At 42.1% G+C, this 16,930-nt stretch carries 12 protein-coding genes; 6 read left to right on the forward strand and 6 right to left on the reverse strand.

Translation table 11 applies throughout. The features are described 5' to 3' along the window. Positions 1–31: 31 nt before the first annotated feature. Entirely contained in the window at positions 32–274 is a 243-nt protein-coding gene (cspD, locus tag M0M83_RS06355) for a cold shock domain-containing protein CspD (RefSeq protein WP_125893234.1), read from the reverse strand. A 430-nt stretch (positions 275–704) separates the two neighbouring features. Between cspD and clpS the strand changes: the two genes are divergently transcribed. Beyond that, positions 705–1,025: an ATP-dependent Clp protease adapter ClpS gene (gene clpS, locus M0M83_RS06360; RefSeq protein ID WP_125893232.1), complete on the forward strand. Its 321-nt coding sequence runs from the start codon at positions 705–707 to the stop codon at positions 1,023–1,025. A gap of 31 nt (positions 1,026–1,056) precedes the next feature. Beyond that, on the forward strand, positions 1,057–3,339 hold the full coding sequence (gene clpA / locus M0M83_RS06365; RefSeq protein ID WP_125893230.1) for an ATP-dependent Clp protease ATP-binding subunit ClpA: 2,283 nt from the start codon (positions 1,057–1,059) through the stop codon (positions 3,337–3,339). 60 nt (positions 3,340–3,399) lie between these two features. Here clpA and infA read toward each other — a convergent pair whose 3' ends face one another. From infA to trxB, 5 genes are all read right to left on the reverse strand, one after another. After that, complete coding sequence (infA, locus tag M0M83_RS06370) at positions 3,400–3,618, reverse strand: translation initiation factor IF-1 (protein WP_004244560.1); 219 nt, start codon at positions 3,616–3,618, stop codon at positions 3,400–3,402. A gap of 141 nt (positions 3,619–3,759) precedes the next feature. Then, complete coding sequence (aat, locus tag M0M83_RS06375) at positions 3,760–4,461, reverse strand: leucyl/phenylalanyl-tRNA--protein transferase (RefSeq protein ID WP_125893228.1); 702 nt, start codon at positions 4,459–4,461, stop codon at positions 3,760–3,762. A 7-nt stretch (positions 4,462–4,468) separates the two neighbouring features. Beyond that, entirely contained in the window at positions 4,469–6,211 is a 1,743-nt protein-coding gene (gene cydC, locus M0M83_RS06380) for a heme ABC transporter ATP-binding protein/permease CydC (RefSeq protein WP_125893226.1), read from the reverse strand. 2 nt (positions 6,212–6,213) lie between these two features. Continuing rightward, a complete protein-coding gene (cydD, locus tag M0M83_RS06385) occupies positions 6,214–7,980 on the reverse strand; it encodes a heme ABC transporter permease/ATP-binding protein CydD (protein ID WP_248467882.1) in 1,767 nt (588 codons plus the stop codon). An 810-nt stretch (positions 7,981–8,790) separates the two neighbouring features. After that, positions 8,791–9,750, reverse strand: a complete 960-nt coding sequence (gene trxB, locus M0M83_RS06390; RefSeq protein ID WP_125893222.1) for a thioredoxin-disulfide reductase — start codon at positions 9,748–9,750, stop codon at positions 8,791–8,793. Positions 9,751–10,276: 526 nt separating this feature from the next. Between trxB and lrp the strand changes: the two genes are divergently transcribed. From lrp to M0M83_RS06410, 4 genes are all read left to right on the forward strand, one after another. Further along, the gene (gene lrp, locus M0M83_RS06395) at positions 10,277–10,771 is read left to right on the forward strand and encodes a leucine-responsive transcriptional regulator Lrp (RefSeq protein WP_004256338.1); all 495 of its coding nucleotides are present in this window, start codon (positions 10,277–10,279) and stop codon (positions 10,769–10,771) included. Between the two features lie 425 nt (positions 10,772–11,196). Beyond that, a complete protein-coding gene (locus tag M0M83_RS06400; protein WP_248467884.1) occupies positions 11,197–14,781 on the forward strand; it encodes a DNA translocase FtsK 4TM domain-containing protein in 3,585 nt (1,194 codons plus the stop codon). A gap of 89 nt (positions 14,782–14,870) precedes the next feature. Next, positions 14,871–15,491 (forward strand): outer membrane lipoprotein chaperone LolA, encoded by a 621-nt coding sequence (gene lolA / locus M0M83_RS06405; RefSeq protein ID WP_125892472.1) that lies wholly within the window; start codon positions 14,871–14,873, stop codon positions 15,489–15,491. An 86-nt stretch (positions 15,492–15,577) separates the two neighbouring features. After that, positions 15,578–16,921, forward strand: coding sequence for a replication-associated recombination protein A (locus tag M0M83_RS06410; protein ID WP_125892474.1), 1,344 nt, complete (start codon positions 15,578–15,580; stop codon positions 16,919–16,921). The last annotated feature ends 9 nt before the right edge of the window (positions 16,922–16,930 follow it).

The raw sequence follows: 16,930 nt of genomic DNA on the forward strand, positions 1-16,930 counted from the left end.
AATAATTAACTGTGCTCTATTGAGTATAAGCTTAGCTCGATTCGCTGCTATTAGCGGAATTGTCTTCAACTCCAATAGGGATAATAAGCTCAGCGTGGTTGCCTTTGGGCCCAATAGTTAAACTGAACTGAACTTTTTGGCCTGCTTTTAGTGTCCTGTAACCGTCCATTTGGATGCAGGAATAATGTGCAAAAATATCTTCTCCGCCATCAGCTGGGCAAATAAAGCCGAAGCCTTTTGCGTTATTGAACCACTTAACGATACCTGTCTCCATATTTCATCCTTCAAATTTACCAATATTTGCGTTTAGAACTATGTCTGCGTTTAGAACTATGTTTGCGTTTAGAATAATATATAAAAAAACATACGAGAGATAAGTATAAATACTGTATCGTTTGTTCGTAAAACATACTGTAATAAATTGCCTTCTAAGGTCAAGAGGTGAGGTTCAGGAATTAGTGTAAAGTGTTAAGAATTCTCTAATCAATAACGCTCATTTTTTGTAATATTTGATATGGCTCACAGATTGCTAATCATGGAAGCAAAGATGATTCCCATGCTACACTGTCATTTGATGCAATATAAACAAAAAATATCATAGTTACTAAATGGTATAGTTTTATGACGCTATCAATATGATTGATAGAAATCGTTGATAATAAAGACTATGCTTAAATTGAAGTTAAATACTGAGCAAGAAAGTAATGAGTGATTTTCTAGGCACATTTAAAACTGACGTCGTTTTTAAAGATGAAATAGAGCAAACCTTACAGCCGCCATCGATGTATAAGGTGCTATTAAATAATGACGATTACACGCCGATGGATTTTGTTGTTGAAGTGTTACAAAAATACTTTTCTTTTGATGAAGAACGCGCTACACAGATAATGTTAGATGTCCATATTCAAGGAAAGGGAGTTTGTGGAATTTTTACTGCAGAGGTTGCTGAAACTAAAGCGGCGCAAGTCAATATTTTTGCTCGTGAACATGAGTACCCTTTGCTTTGCACTATAGAGAAAGTCTAACTTGGCTTAATATCAATTTTGGGAGGTGCTTATGCTCAATCAAGAACTAGAGCTTAGTTTAAACGTAGCTTTTACGAAAGCGAAAGACAGTCGCCATGAGTTTATGACTGTAGAGCACCTATTGCTGGCGTTACTGAGTAATATCTCTGCGCGCGAAGCTTTAGATGCTTGTAAGGTTGATCTTGTTGCATTACGTCAAGAACTTGAACACTTCATCGCGCAAACTACACCTTTGTTACCCGAAAATGATAGCAGAGACACCCAGCCTACGTTGAGTTTTCAGCGTGTATTACAGCGCGCTGTTTTTCATGTGCAATCCTCTGGGCGCAACGAAGTCAGCGGTGCAAATGTATTAGTGGCGATTTTTAGTGAGCAAGAGTCCCAAGCTGCGTACTTATTACGGAAACATGATGTTAGCCGCTTAGATGTGGTTAATTATATTTCTCATGGCACGATAAAAGGCGAAGAGTCGTCACCAGAACAAGATATCTCCTCTAATAGCGTGCAAAATGAAGAACAGCCGGTCTCTGAAGACCATATGGACAACTTTACGACTAACCTGAACCAACAGGCCAAGAAGGGGAATATCGACCCGCTGGTAGGGCGTCAGGCCGAATTAGAGCGTACGATTCAAGTACTGTGTCGCCGTCGTAAAAATAACCCATTATTAGTTGGTGAATCAGGTGTTGGTAAAACGGCTATTGCCGAAGGGTTAGCGTGGCGTATTGAGCAAGATGACGTACCTGACGTCATGAAAGGCTGCACAATTTATTCATTAGATATTGGTTCATTACTGGCAGGAACCAAATACCGTGGTGACTTTGAGAAACGCTTCAAAGCATTACTGAAAATGCTGGAAAAAGATCCAAAAAGCATTTTATTTATTGATGAAATTCACACGATCATCGGTGCAGGAGCAGCATCTGGCGGGCAAGTTGACGCGGCTAACTTAATTAAGCCATTACTATCAAGCGGGCGCATTCGTGTTATTGGTTCAACAACATACCAAGAATTCGGCAGTATTTTTGAGAAAGACAGAGCGCTGGCGCGTCGTTTCCAGAAAATTGATATTGTAGAGCCAACACCAGAAGAAACAATTCGTATCATCAATGGGTTAAAACCTAAGTATGAAGCGCACCATGATGTGCGTTATACCGCAAAAGCAATTCAAGCAGCGGTAGATTTATCTATTAAATATATCACTGATAGGCATTTGCCAGATAAAGCCATTGACGTGATTGATGAAGCAGGGGCACGAACGCGACTGGTTGCACCGAGTAAGCGTAAAAAAACCATTGGCGTGCCTGAAATTGAAACTGTCGTGGCACGTATCGCTCGCATCCCTGAAAAAACCGTATCTTCCAGCGATAAAGACAAGCTCAAGACACTTGATTCACGTTTGAAAATGTTAGTTTTTGGGCAAGACAAAGCGATAGATTCGTTGTCTGAAGCTATCAAAATGAATCGGGCAGGTCTAGGGTTAGAAAATAAACCGGTGGGCTCTTTCTTATTTGCTGGGCCGACGGGGGTAGGTAAAACCGAAGTGACCGTCCAGTTAGCGAAAGCGTTGGATATCAAATTGCTGCGATTTGATATGTCTGAATATATGGAGCGTCACACGGTTAGCCGCTTAATTGGCGCGCCTCCTGGCTATGTTGGGTTTGATCAGGGTGGCTTACTGACGGATGCCGTTATTAAACACCCGCATTCAGTGGTGTTGCTGGATGAAATCGAAAAAGCCCATCCTGATGTGTTTAATATCCTATTGCAGGTCATGGATCACGGTACTTTAACGGATAACAACGGCCGTAAGGCGGATTTCCGTAATGTTGTTGTGGTAATGACAACTAATGCAGGGGTACAAGAAACTCAGCGTCGTTCTATTGGCTTTGCAGAGCAAGATAATAGCACTGATGCGATGTCTGAGATCAAAAAGGCGTTCTCACCAGAGTTTCGTAACCGCCTTGATGGCATCATTTGGTTTAACGCATTAACCCCAGAAATTATTACGCAGGTCGTTGATAAATTTATAGTGGAATTACAAGTACAACTTGATGAAAAGGGTGTATCAATTGAAGTTAGCGCCGCGGCTCGCCGCTGGTTGTGTGAGAAAGGCTATGATAAAGCAATGGGTGCCCGACCTATGGCTCGCACCATTCAGGACAACCTGAAAAAACCATTAGCAAACGAGCTGCTATTTGGTTCATTAACGAATGGTGGCTCTGTAAGTATCGGGCTTGATGAAAAAAGTAACACACTGACATACAACTTCAGTAGCGTGCACAAGGCCTCTCCGGAGGATGCGGTATTCTGACGAATAGACCACAGGTGTATCAATGCACCTGTGGTTGTCAGGCCTTGCCTGAAGAGAATATCAACGGCTACGGAAAATGATTCGGCCTTTGCTCAGGTCATAAGGTGTTAACTCTACAGTTACCTTGTCGCCTGTCAGGATGCGGATATAGTTTTTACGCATTTTTCCAGAAATATGAGCAGTCACCACGTGACCGTTTTCCAGTTCAACACGGAACATTGTGTTTGGCAGGGTATCTAAAACTGTGCCCTGCATTTCAATATTGTCTTCTTTGGCCATCTAATCCTCTAAGTTTAATAACCGTGATTTTTAACGGGCAAGATAATGCCCAAAAACCCACACTAAGTAAAGAAATGTCGCATTTTAACGCGAGCTTTATTTTTACATGAGGGTATAAATTTACTATAAAACCAATATTCGTTACTCGAAAATTGGCGGTATTTCAATCGATTGCGGTAACCAGCAGGCGGGGTCAATCGCTTTGTCACGCCACCGGTAAAGAATATGTAAAAAATCCCTACGGGATATCTCTTTCGCGCCCATCGAGGCAGTATGGTGGTTAAGTACCTGACAATCAAAAAGCTGCCCATTATAGCGCAAAAAATGAAAATAGAATGTAATAAAAGCAAATTTAGATGCATCATTCATTCTGCTAAACATAGATTCCCCACAAAACAGGTGCCCCATGTTCACGCCATACAGGCCTCCAACGAGTTTATCGCCATACCAAGCTTCAATGGAATGCGCCATACCTGCTTGGTGTAGTGCTAAATACCCATCTTGAACTTCGGGTAAAATCCATGTGCCTTCTTGGCGTATAGAACAAGCTGCAATAACTTGCTTGAATGCATGGTTAACAGTAATGCGATAAGTCTGCTTTTTTAAAACTTTCTTCATTGACCGGCTAATATGGAGTTCACCAACCATGAGTACGGCTCTAGGGTCTGGAGACCACCATAAAGGCATCTCTCCAGGATTAAACCAAGGAAAGATACCATCATAATAAGCAGCTTGCAGCCTTTTTGATGAAAGATCTCCGCCAATCGCTAATAAGCCATTGGGCTCCCGCATCGCTTCAGACACAGGAGGGAATAAATAGGAGTCATCATCTAATTGGTACATATATGCCTCAGAGCGGTTGCTGTGCCCAGTGGCGCTGGCGGAACTGATAATACTGGCCTTGCATAGCTAACAGCGCTTTATGGGTACCTTGTTCGATGATTTTACCATTATCCATCACACAAATGTTATCCATTTCCTCTAAGCCCTGCATACGGTGAGTAATGACAATTAATGTCTTATCAGCACATTTTTCTTTGAGTAGCGCTAAAATCTGTTGTTCAGTTTGTGCATCAAGCCCTTCTGTTGGTTCATCCATTAGAATTAATGGTGTGTTATGTAACAGCGCACGAGCAATGCCTAAGCGGCGTTGTTCCCCTCCAGAAAGTTGTCTACCGCCTTCACCCATCCACGCATTAAGCTTTAATTCGTTTTCTAATAAATTACCTAAGCCAACTTGCTGTAATACTTCGTTTAATTCGACATCAGACGCTTGTTCATTGGCGAGTAATAAATTATTGCGTAATGTATCACTAAAGACATGAACCCGTTGTGGCACAACAGACATCATATTACGTAACGATTTTTCGCTAAATTCGTTAATAGGCGTGTCATTTAAGTAAATACTGCCGCTATCGACATCCCAAGCACGGGTTAATAATTGGAGTAGCGTTGATTTACCGCAGCCCGTTTTACCTAATAAAGCAAGGTGTTGGCCTTTATTTAACGTTAAAGACACATTGTGAAGAACAGCAAATGGCTGTTCTGGGTAGGTAAATGAAATATTATCGACAGTCAGTTTTTCTAATGTTGCGATTGATGGACTTTCACTTGGGAACGTCACCTCAGGTTTCGCGGTCATTAACTGAGAAACGCGGGTCGCAGACGCAATCACTTGCCCCATATGTTGGAAGGCAACAGCAACAGGGCCTAATGCTTCGAAAGCGGCCAACGCACAGAAAACAAATAAAGCAATCAGTGCCCCCGGTTTAGTATCGCCCCCTACATGTTCAGCTGCCATCCAAAGGAGCAGTGTTGCAGTGATCCCAGAGGCAAACAAAATAATGGCTTGAGATAACCCAGTGAGTGCCGCTTGCTGCTGTTGGCGTACTTGCCATTTTTTTTCAATGTTAAGCAAATTTTGGCGAAAACGTTCTGTGGCACTAAATAATGTTAACTCAGCTTGTCCTTGCAGTGCCGAGGTTAAAATAGTGCGATAACTTCCACGCAATTCGGTTAGCTCACGGCCAATGGGCTTTCCTGCACGATAAAATATAAATGGCATGGTAAACAGTAAAAACAGCATGATGCCACCAAGAGTCCACGCAAGACGAGGGTCAAGATAACTTAAACCAAAAATAAGGACAAAGGTAACAAAAAAGGCCGTAACGATCGGCGATAATACACGTAAATAGAGGTGATCTAGGGTCTCTACGTCAGCGACCAGACGATTGAGTAACTCCCCTTGGCGAAAACGACTGATTCCACCCGGCGAAAGGGGCAATACTTTACTAAAAGCAAAAACTCGTAAATGAGCAAGCACCTTAAAGGTCGCATCGTGGCTAACTAAGCGTTCTCCATAACGGCCTGCGGTACGAAAAATCGCAGCACCACGGACACCCGCCGCGGGTAACATGTAATTAAAATAATAAATACCCGGAAACCCCGCAATTGCGGTTCCAGCTAAAAACCAACCGGAAAGGGTAAGTAAACCAATACTCGCCAGTAAGGTCACAATTGCTAATATGATGCCTAACGTAATTAAAAACCAATGGCGGCGGTAAAGGGCTAAGAAAGGTAATAAAATTTTCATTATCAAAGCTCCTCACTGCGGTGGGCAAGTAACTGGGCAAAAGTGCCTTCTGACTGACTCAATTGTGTGTAATTACCTTGTTGAATGATTTGCCCATTAGCCATTACCCAAATTTGGTCGTAATCAAGGGTTTCTTCCAGTAAATGGGTGACTAAGAGGGTCGTTTGCTGGCTTGATAGCTGGTTAAGTGCCTGCATGACACGTTGCTCACTGTGGGAGTCTAAGCTTGCGGCGGGCTCATCTAAAAGTAGCATACGAGAGGGTTTCAACAGGGTTCGAGCAACGGCAACTCGCTGAGCTTGGCCGACTGAAAGACGGGCAGCATAGTCACCGAGTTTGGTATTTAGACCGTCAGGCAAATGGGCTAAGAATTCGGAAACATAGGCATTATCAATAGCCTGTTGAATTTCTGCCTCTGTAGCATTTGGCTTGCCTAAACAGATGTTTTCAACCAGTGTTTGCTCTGGAAGGTGAGGGTTTTGCCCAACCCAACCCAGTAATTCACGCCATTTATCAGGGCATAATTCACGAAGTTCAATACCATTTACGGTGATAGAGCCGCGATAAGGTAAAAAACCTAACAATAAATTCAGTAATGAGCTTTTTCCTGCGCCACTTTGGCCCACAATGGCAATACGCTGTTGTGGTTCAATATTGAAATCTAACGGCCCTGCAAGGCGTACACCGTCATGGGATAAAATTTCTAACTGTTTAGCTTGAATATAGATAGCCTCATCGCTCAGAGTTTGGGTGCCTTGTTGAGCGCTTTGTTCTCCATCACTGCTTAATAACGTTTCGAGTGTTTCAGCGGCACCAACAGCTTGCGCTTTGGCGTGGTAGTACGTACCAAGATCACGCAATGGTTGGAAAAACTCTGGCGAAAGTATCAGTGCAAGAAAACCAGCAAACAGTGTGACAGGCAAACCATAGCTACCAAAGTTCATTTCGCCAAGATAGGAAAATCCAAAATAGACGGCAACAACAGCAATCGAAATTGACGCAAAAAACTCAAGTACGCCTGAAGACAGAAATGCCATTCTGAGTACTTCCATTGTTCTGGAACGAAAATCCTCTGTTGACTCGCGAATTTGCTTAATTTCTGCTTTTTCACGAAAAAATAACCGTAAGGTATCTAGGCCTCGTAACCTATCAAGAAAACTGCCACTTAAACGGCCTAATGCAATAAAATTACGACGGTTAGCGTCTGCCGCACCTAAGCCGACTAATGCCATAAAAATCGGGATCAGCGGGGCAGTGACAAATAAAATAAGGGCGGCCGCCCAGTTAAATGGGAAAATAGCAATCAGGATCATAATGGGGATGATCCCAGCTAAATACATTTGGGGAAGATAGCGTGAATAGTAATCTTGCATGTCTTCAATTTGTTCAAGAATAATCGTAGCCCAACTGCCCGCAGGCTTACCTTTTACCCACACAGGGCCAACTTCTTGAAGTTTATCGAGTACCATGGTGCGTATTTCTTGGCGTACAACTTGGCCACAACGAAAGCCAACACGTTCTCGTATATAAGTGACAATTGCGCGTAAGACGAAAACGCAGATCAAAAGCATAAAAGGGGTTAATAGCTGTTCTCGAGGAACGTTATCCATAATCAATGCTTGTAAGATAACAGCTAAGAACCAGGCTTGAGCAATAATCAGTAATCCGCTCAAAATGCCTAGTAACATAGAGATCCGCAACCAGCGCTTGGCAGGGGCACTGTGTTGTTTTAACCAACGTACCAATTCAGTCTGTCTTGATTTATCCATAATGATTTAGTTAGCAGGTGTAGTTTTAATGTCATTGAGTATAGTTAGGAAGTACCAACCTAACGTTGCTTTTACCATGCGTTAATTCAGCAGGGCTGTTTTAAACCGCATGAGAACGATAACTTTTTGATCGAGTCACGCATTGGGTAATTATAAGGAAATCTGCGTTTTTGATCTTACCCATAAATTCGAGTATTAGGCTACATCATAACAGCTTCGTCACCATATGTTGCATAATAAAAGTGGGTTATTTAAAGTGATTTGTGTTTTGTTATAAAATTGTTTTGTAAAGGTAAATTTAATATTTCAGTAGAGATTGATATGTAATAATATTGGGATGTTACTGTATTTTTACTTAATGAAAAGACGGCTTAACAAAGAATGTTAAGCCGCCAGCATTTTTAATTAGAATTAAGAACAAGGTCTATTATTAACCATAATGTTGAGAAAAAAATGGCGGATTTTACATGAGTAATTAGGTCGCTTATTGCATAAGGAACAAAAATTGTGAGCAAAATAGTGAGGTATATGGCGGTGCTTAATTGGCTGCGAAGACGATGTCTTGGATCGCGGAAAGTAAGACAATAGTAAAAGAAAAATAACCGCGATGGCATCACGTTCTATGTGTTGCCCATACATTGTATTAATTAATGTTATGCAAAAACAGTATAGGCAGTATTAAAGAAGTTCAGTATAAATTTGCTCTTAAAAATATATGTAAAACTAATAGTTAAGATTGGTATTTAAAATAATAAAATAGGCTTCAAATGATTAAAATTTGAAGCCTATTTAAATCATAGCCATTAATGGTTATTTAGATGCTAAACCATCTAGATAACGTTCGGCATCTAAGGCTGCCATACAACCTGTGCCCGCAGACGTAATTGCTTGGCGGTATATATGGTCCATGACATCACCTGCAGCAAACACACCTTCAACAGAGGTTTGAGTTGCATTACCTTGGGTGCCAGATTGTACTTTAATATAACCGTTATCTAAATCTAGTTGCCCTGCAAAGATGCCTGTATTTGGGCTGTGGCCGATGGCAATAAACGCCCCCATGACAGGGATATCTTCAGTTGTATGTGTTTTAGTACACTCTAAACGCACACCGGTTACGCCCATATCATCACCTAATACTTCATTTAATGTACGGTCTGTATGCAGAATAATATTACCGTTTTCAACTTTATCCATTAAACGATTGATAAGGATTTTTTCTGCACGGAAACTATCACGACGATGAATAAGATGCACTTCTGAAGCGATATTAGAAAGATACAATGCTTCTTCTACCGCTGTGTTTCCACCGCCAACGACAGCGACTTTTTGGTTACGATAGAAAAAACCATCACAGGTTGCACAAGCTGAAACGCCACGGCCTTTGAACGCTTCTTCTGAAGGCAGACCGATATAACGCGCGGAAGCCCCTGTTGCAATAATCAAAGCGTCACAGGTATATTCATTTTCATCGCCAATTAAACGGAAAGGACGTTGTTTTAAGTCCACTTTTTGGATATGGTCAGAAATGATTTCGGTTTCAAATTTTGCTGCGTGCTCATGCATGCGTTCCATAAGCCCTGGACCAGTTAAACCTTCTGGGTCACCAGGCCAGTTTTCAACGTCAGTTGTGGTGGTCAATTGACCGCCTTTTTCCACCCCAGTAATCAAAGCTGGGTTTAAGTTTGCACGTGCGGCATAAACTGCTGCAGTATAGCCCGCAGGGCCAGAACCAAGAATGATTAACTTGCGATGTGTTGTTGTGCTCATGAATTCCTCTTTAATCTAAAAAGCATTTACAAGATTGTAGGAGAAATAAGAGACTAACAAAAGTGGTTTAAGTATAAGTTAGTTTTATTTAGCTTATTTTATCAATAGGTAATGCCTATAAAATGTAACAAAAAGTTACTTGTGTCACGCATCACAATTTTTAGGAATTATCTTGAATTAAGGCTGCGAAACGTTTTACTGGAAAAAAAAGCGAAATCTTGTACTGATTTTTATTCATTTGCTTTGACAATCGGCTGCGCATTTGCGAAAACATCAGTGTAAGAGTTAATTATCTAGCGGATAAATGGAAATGGCGCATTTTTGTTCTTATTGGAAGATTAACTTTACACTACTTACAAATTTAAAAGACAAGTAAAAATTGTGGGTGATACTTACATTCACACTAACTTCAGCATTATGAATAAAATTTGCTCCTGAACACAAATTCCTAAATGAATAAAGGTGGTGGCTAAGGTGCTTATTTTAAGATGTAGAAAATAACAATTAGAGAAAGAGAGATAAAGAGATGATTGACAATAAAAAGCGTCCTGGCAAAGACCTTGACCGTATCGACAGGAATATATTAAACGAGCTACAAAAAGACGGGCGAATTTCTAACGTAGAATTATCTAAACGAGTGGGGCTATCACCAACACCTTGTTTAGAGCGTGTACGTCGTCTTGAGAGACAAGGATTTATCTCTGGCTATACGGCGTTATTAAACCCACACTACTTAGATGCATCTTTGCTTGTATTTGTTGAGATTACACTCAACCGTGGCGCTGCAGATGTGTTTGAGCAATTCAACACTGCAGTTCAAAAACTGGAAGAAATTCAAGAATGTCACTTAGTTTCTGGTGACTTTGACTACTTGTTGAAAACGCGTGTGCCTGATATGTCCGCATATCGTAAACTTTTAGGTGAAACTCTGTTACGTTTACCAGGCGTGAACGATACTCGCACCTATGTCGTTATGGAAGAAGTTAAACAAAGCAATCGTTTAGTGATCAAAACTCGCTAATTATTGCTTTTTTAACCTCAATTCAGCACAGCATTTCAGCTTTGTTGCCGCACTGCAGTTTCAACGCTGAGTTTACTCAGCGTTGTTCCGTTTTTCTCACCTCATCTGTTGCTTTATCAAAACGCCGTATTTTGTTGTTTAATAGCTTCAATTGGTTGCTATCTAAAACTTTCTATTGTGTTTTACGTCAATTACTTAGCAATTGATAAATTTTATTTCCAATTTATTGATTCTAAAGCTATAAATATTTAGGATTTTTGACGAGAAATAGAAATTGAATCATCATACATTAGATGGAATACTGCATCTTAGTGCTTTGGTGAGGCCCTGATTTCCCTTAGTCGTTGTAAAGCAGGCAGAGTCAGGGGTTTAATGGTAGAATAAATCTAAGTTAGTCAAGAACATCAGTTAGCAAAGAAACAATAATGAGCCAAGAATATACAGAAGATAAACATATCAAATTTAAAAAACTAAGTAGCGGAAGACGGCTATTAGAGGTTATTTTGCTCGCAATATGCTTGAGCGCTCTCTTCTTAATGGTGGCTTTATTGAGCTTCAGCCCTTCTGATCCAAGCTGGTCACAAACGACTTGGAATGCCCCTGTACAGAATCTAGGAGGGAGTGTTGGTTCATGGAGTGCAGATATCCTTTTCTCTGCTTTTGGTATTCTTGCATTTGCAATCCCTCCATTATTGCTTTTAGGGTGTTGGGCGATTTTCCAATATGAAAGTCAACGCCGATATATTGACTTTTTCTCTTTATCATTAAGATTAATTGGTGGGCTAGCACTTATTTTATCCTCTTGTGGTCTCGCGGCTCTCAATTTTGACGACTTGCCTAACTTCGCCTCTGGCGGTGTGATTGGCAGCGTATTTAGTAGTGCAATTATGCCGTGGTTCAATTCATTAGGTGCCACTTTAGCATTACTGTTTTTATGGGCGATAAGCTTTACGCTGTTTACTGGGTGGTCATGGCTTACCATTGCAGAAAAAATTGGTGCTGCCGTTCTTCTCCCGATCACGTTGCTAACAAATCGAGCAAGGGGAGACGATTTAGATGATTATGATTACGATGTTGAAGAAACTGAAGGGGCTTTACAGCGTGCGCAAGAAGCGGAACACAGAGCCAATGATGATCTAGAACATCTTGATGTAGATGATGTTTTATTTTCCGCCCCCACAGTGACGGAATTAGTCACAGAAGTCGCCCCAACAACGGAAAAAGTGACGAGCGAAGCGATTACAGCGCCAGAAAGTCCAATCCCTTCGGTCAATCAAAATGAATTAGAACAAGATCCAGTACCCACTTTCTCGACAGTTGATGAACCGAGTACATATCATTTTGAAGTACCAGAAGATTACCAACCTAAGCTCAGCGCTGGTTTTGACGCAATATCAGAAACAGCTTCAGAAACAGCGAATGAGCCGTTAGTTCAATCGTCTGCGTATGTTGCACCAGAAGAATCGATGTTTGGTGTTCATCATAATCAACAAACAGAGCCTCAAAAACAGGATAACATCGCTTCTCCAAAGTATTCGAATAATCAGGTAACATCTGTTAATCAAGCGGCATTTGAACCACAGGCGACATCAGTGCCATCACTTGATCCTTCAAATATCACGCAAAACATTATTCCGTCATCTGTTACTGAAAGGGTTTCTAATCCTGCAGCATTAGCGGCTGCGGGTATTTCAGTCGCGGCACTGGAGCGCCATGCCCAAGTTAAACAAAATATGGAGCCAGAGCTTCCGCGACCTAATCCTGTTCGCTTACCGACGCGTCGTGAATTATATGGCATTCGCATTCCTTCGTTACGTGATGCAGAACTACAACGGCGTGAAGAAGAGGCTTCTAAACGTGAGCAGGTATATCAGCAGTGGTCTACGAGTGAAGTTGACGAACCTGCAATTGATGATGAAGCGCAACAAGACGAATTACTACGAGCGCAGTTTTTAGAACAGCAACGCGAACGTTATGGTGACGTTGATGAAACTGATTATGAGGCGCCGTTAAATAGCGGATATTCTGATGAAAACCAATGGCAAAATGAGCCAATGGCAGAAAATAAAGCCAGTGCATTTACGCAGCCAGCGATTGAACATCGCTGGGCGTCGACGTCACCATTATCCAATAATATTCATACTATTCCAGAGCCTGAAGAAGCCCCAACAACTGTGGATAACGGCTATCAGCCGCAGTTTACACAAGCACATTCTTCCCAAGAACAAGACGACTTTGAGCCTAAGATTGATTTAAGCAAAGAGTTCTCTGTACTGGATAGCTTTACCCCTGTTGATGATTTGGTTGACAATGAGCCTGCTGACCCATTATTTATGCCGTCATTTAGTGCGACTTCCGTTCCACCGGAGGTTCCACAAAATAATGTTGTAGAAGGGCTTGGCAGCTCACCATCCGTAGCGCAAACTTTTGTGCAGCCACAGCAGCCACAGCAGCCACAGCAGCCACAGCAAGATAGCTTATTCCACCCGTTCTTAGTGCGTAATGATCAACCATTACCAAAACCTACAACGCCAATGCCATCTCTTGATTTACTGGCTAGTCCACCAGCGCAAGAAGAGCCAGTGGATATGTTCAAACTAGAACAAACAGCAAGGCTGATTGAAGCAAGGCTAAATGATTATCGTGTTAAAGCTGAAGTCGTTGGGTTCTCTCCAGGGCCTGTCATTACTCGGTTTGAACTTGATTTAGCACCAGGAGTAAAAGCAGCGCGGATATCCACATTGTCACGTGACCTTGCTCGTTCATTATCAACCGTAGCAGTACGCGTTGTCGAGGTGATACCAGGTAAACCATATGTGGGTCTTGAACTTCCTAATGAGAAACGGCAAACCGTTTATTTAAGTGAAGTTTTAGATTGTGATGACTTCCGTAAAAATTCGTCTCCACTGACAATCGTACTAGGTAAAGATATTGAAGGCGATCCTGTCGTTGCTGATTTAGCGAAAATGCCGCACTTACTCGTTGCAGGGACAACGGGCTCTGGTAAGTCTGTTGGGGTGAATGCGATGATCCTCAGTATCTTGTATAAAGCGAAACCCGAAGATGTCCGCTTTATCATGATTGACCCAAAAATGCTCGAATTATCCATTTATGAAGGTATCCCACATCTATTGACGGAAGTGGTTACTGACATGAAAGACGCAGCAAATGCCTTGCGTTGGTGTGTGAATGAAATGGAACGTCGTTATAAATTGATGTCTGCGTTAGGGGTACGTAACCTCGCGGGTTATAACGAGCGCATCAAAGCGGCAGAAGAAATGGGGCGGCCAATCCCTGATCCACATTGGAAACCCGGAGATAGCATGGATGTCGAACATCCAATGTTGAAAAAAGAACCTTACATTGTCGTCATGGTCGATGAGTTTGCTGATTTGATGATGACAGCGGGTAAAAAAGTGGAAGAGTTAATTGCACGATTAGCACAAAAAGCGCGTGCAGCAGGCATTCACTTGGTATTGGCAACTCAACGGCCATCGGTTGATATTATTACAGGGTTAATCAAAGCGAATATTCCAACGCGAATTGCTTTTACGGTATCCAGTAAGATTGACTCACGCACGATCCTTGACCAAGGCGGCGCGGAGTCTTTACTTGGTATGGGGGATATGCTGTATTTGCCACCTAACTCTTCAATACCTGTGCGGGTACACGGTGCATTTGTTCGTGACCAAGAGGTTCATGCGGTTGTGAATGATTGGAAAGCTCGCGGTAAACCACAATATATTGATAGCATTACCACCTGTAGCGATGATAGCGAAGGTGGTGGTTACGATAGTGGCGGCGAAGAGCTCGACCCACTATTCGACCAAGCAGTTGAATTTGTTGTTGAGAAACAACGCGTTTCCATTTCTGGGGTCCAACGTCAATTCAGGATAGGCTATAACCGAGCTGCAAGAATTGTTGAGCAAATGGAAATCCAAGGTATTGTCAGTGAGCAAGGGCACAATGGTAACCGTGAAGTTCTTGCACCTCCGTCAATGGGACATTAATAATTTTAGTGTGCTAATTGCTGGTTTAATTTAAGGGGTGTATAAAGACGTAACACCTCTTATGGTAATAATTTTAAGGTCTTTCATCGATGAAAAAAATGATGTTATTGGGTGCGTTAGCCCTGAGTTTACATATTGGCCAAGTATTTGCGGACGCAAGCCAAGACCTTCAAGAACGTTTAAATAAGGTCAATAGCTTTCAAGCTAGCTTTTCACAAAAGGTGACGAGCCCAGAAGGTGATTTGATTCAAGAAGGTGTTGGGGATTTATGGCTTGAGCGGCCAAATTTATTTAATTGGAACATGACATCACCGGATGAAAGTGTACTTGTGTCAGATGGAAAAAACTTGTGGTTTTATAACCCGTTCGTAGAACAAGTGACCGTGACTAACTTAGCGGATGCCACGCAGGATACGCCATTTTTACTGATTACGCGTAACGACCCGAAAGATTGGAAACAGTACTCAATCATTCAGCAGGGAAATACGTTTGATTTAAAACCAAAGCAAACTAGTGGAACTTTAAAGCGTTTCTCGATTACGGTTTCTCCCGAAGGGACGATTGAGCAATTTTCAGCAGTTGAGCAAGATGGCCAAACGAGTGCTTATCAATTAAAAGAGCAGAAAAATGGTCGCGTTGATGCAAGTAAATTCAAATTTACAGTACCAAAAGGCGTCACTTTAGATGACCAGCGCTCAAACGCAAAATAAGCTTGATTAGAGAAAATATTAGCCAGCAACAGTCGTGCTTGTTGGTTAATAAATAAGATATTTTAAGTGGTAAAAAAGAGGATATAGTGGGTAACCTGTCTCTTGATTTTTCGCAGAATGAATTTCAACCTTTAGCAGCAAGAATGCGGCCTGAAACCCTTGAGCAATATATTGGGCAAAAGCATTTATTGGCAGAGGGGAAACCGTTGCCACGTGCGATTAAAGCGGGTCATCTGCACTCCATGATTTTATGGGGACCGCCAGGAACAGGTAAAACAACGCTTGCTGAAATTATTGGTCATTATGCACAAGCCGATATTGAACGTATTTCAGCAGTCACCTCTGGTATTAAAGAGATTCGAGAATCTATTGAAAAAGCTCGGCAAAATCGTAGTGCAGGGCGAAGAACCATTTTATTTGTGGATGAGGTTCATCGTTTTAATAAAAGCCAGCAAGATGCATTTTTACCGCATATAGAAGATGGCACGATCACCTTTATAGGTGCGACAACAGAAAACCCATCATTTGAATTAAACTCTGCATTGTTATCACGTGCTAGGGTGTATTTGCTTAAATCTCTTGAAGAGAATGATATTGAACAGGTATTGTTGCAAGCACTGGCTGACGCCTCTCGTGGCCTTGGTGGGCAAAATATTGTTCTACCCGATAGCACACGTAAAATGGTCGCTCAGTTGGTTAATGGGGATGCTAGGCGTTCATTAAATCTGCTGGAAATGATGGCAGATATGGCCGAAGCTGACACTCAAGGGCAGCGCGTTTTAACCACGGATTTATTAAAAGAGGTTAGTGGTGAGCGTACTGCTCGGTTTGATAACAAAGGCGACCGCTATTACGACTTAATTTCTGCTTTGCATAAGTCTATTAGGGGCTCAGCACCAGATGCCGCACTGTACTGGTTTGCAAGGATCATCACTGCGGGGGGGGATCCACTGTATGTTGCTCGCCGATTGCTTGCCATTGCATCAGAAGATGTGGGGAATGCAGACCCCCGGGCGATGCAAGTGGCTATTTCAGCGTGGGATTGTTTTACGCGAGTAGGGCCCGCGGAGGGCGAGAGGGCGATTGCTCAAGCCATTGTTTATTTAGCTTGTGCGCCGAAAAGTAACGCTGTGTATACCGCCTATAAAGCAGCGATTAAAGATGCACAAATGCAGCCAGATTACGATGTGCCGGAACATCTTCGAAATGCCCCAACTAAACTATTAAAAGAGATGGGGGCAGGGAAAGAATATCGCTATGCGCATGATGAACCCAACGCTTATGCGGCAGGGGAAAACTATTTCCCTGAAGCGATGCAAACAACACGTTATTATTACCCGACAAAACGGGGTCAAGAAAGCAAGTTTGCTGAAAAACTAGACTGGTTAGCCCAACAGGATCAAATTAGCACCACAAAACGCTATCGCTAAACTGGGCAA

The organism is Providencia rettgeri, from assembly GCF_023205015.1.
In the GTDB taxonomy this organism is placed as follows: domain Bacteria; phylum Pseudomonadota; class Gammaproteobacteria; order Enterobacterales; family Enterobacteriaceae; genus Providencia; species Providencia rettgeri_E.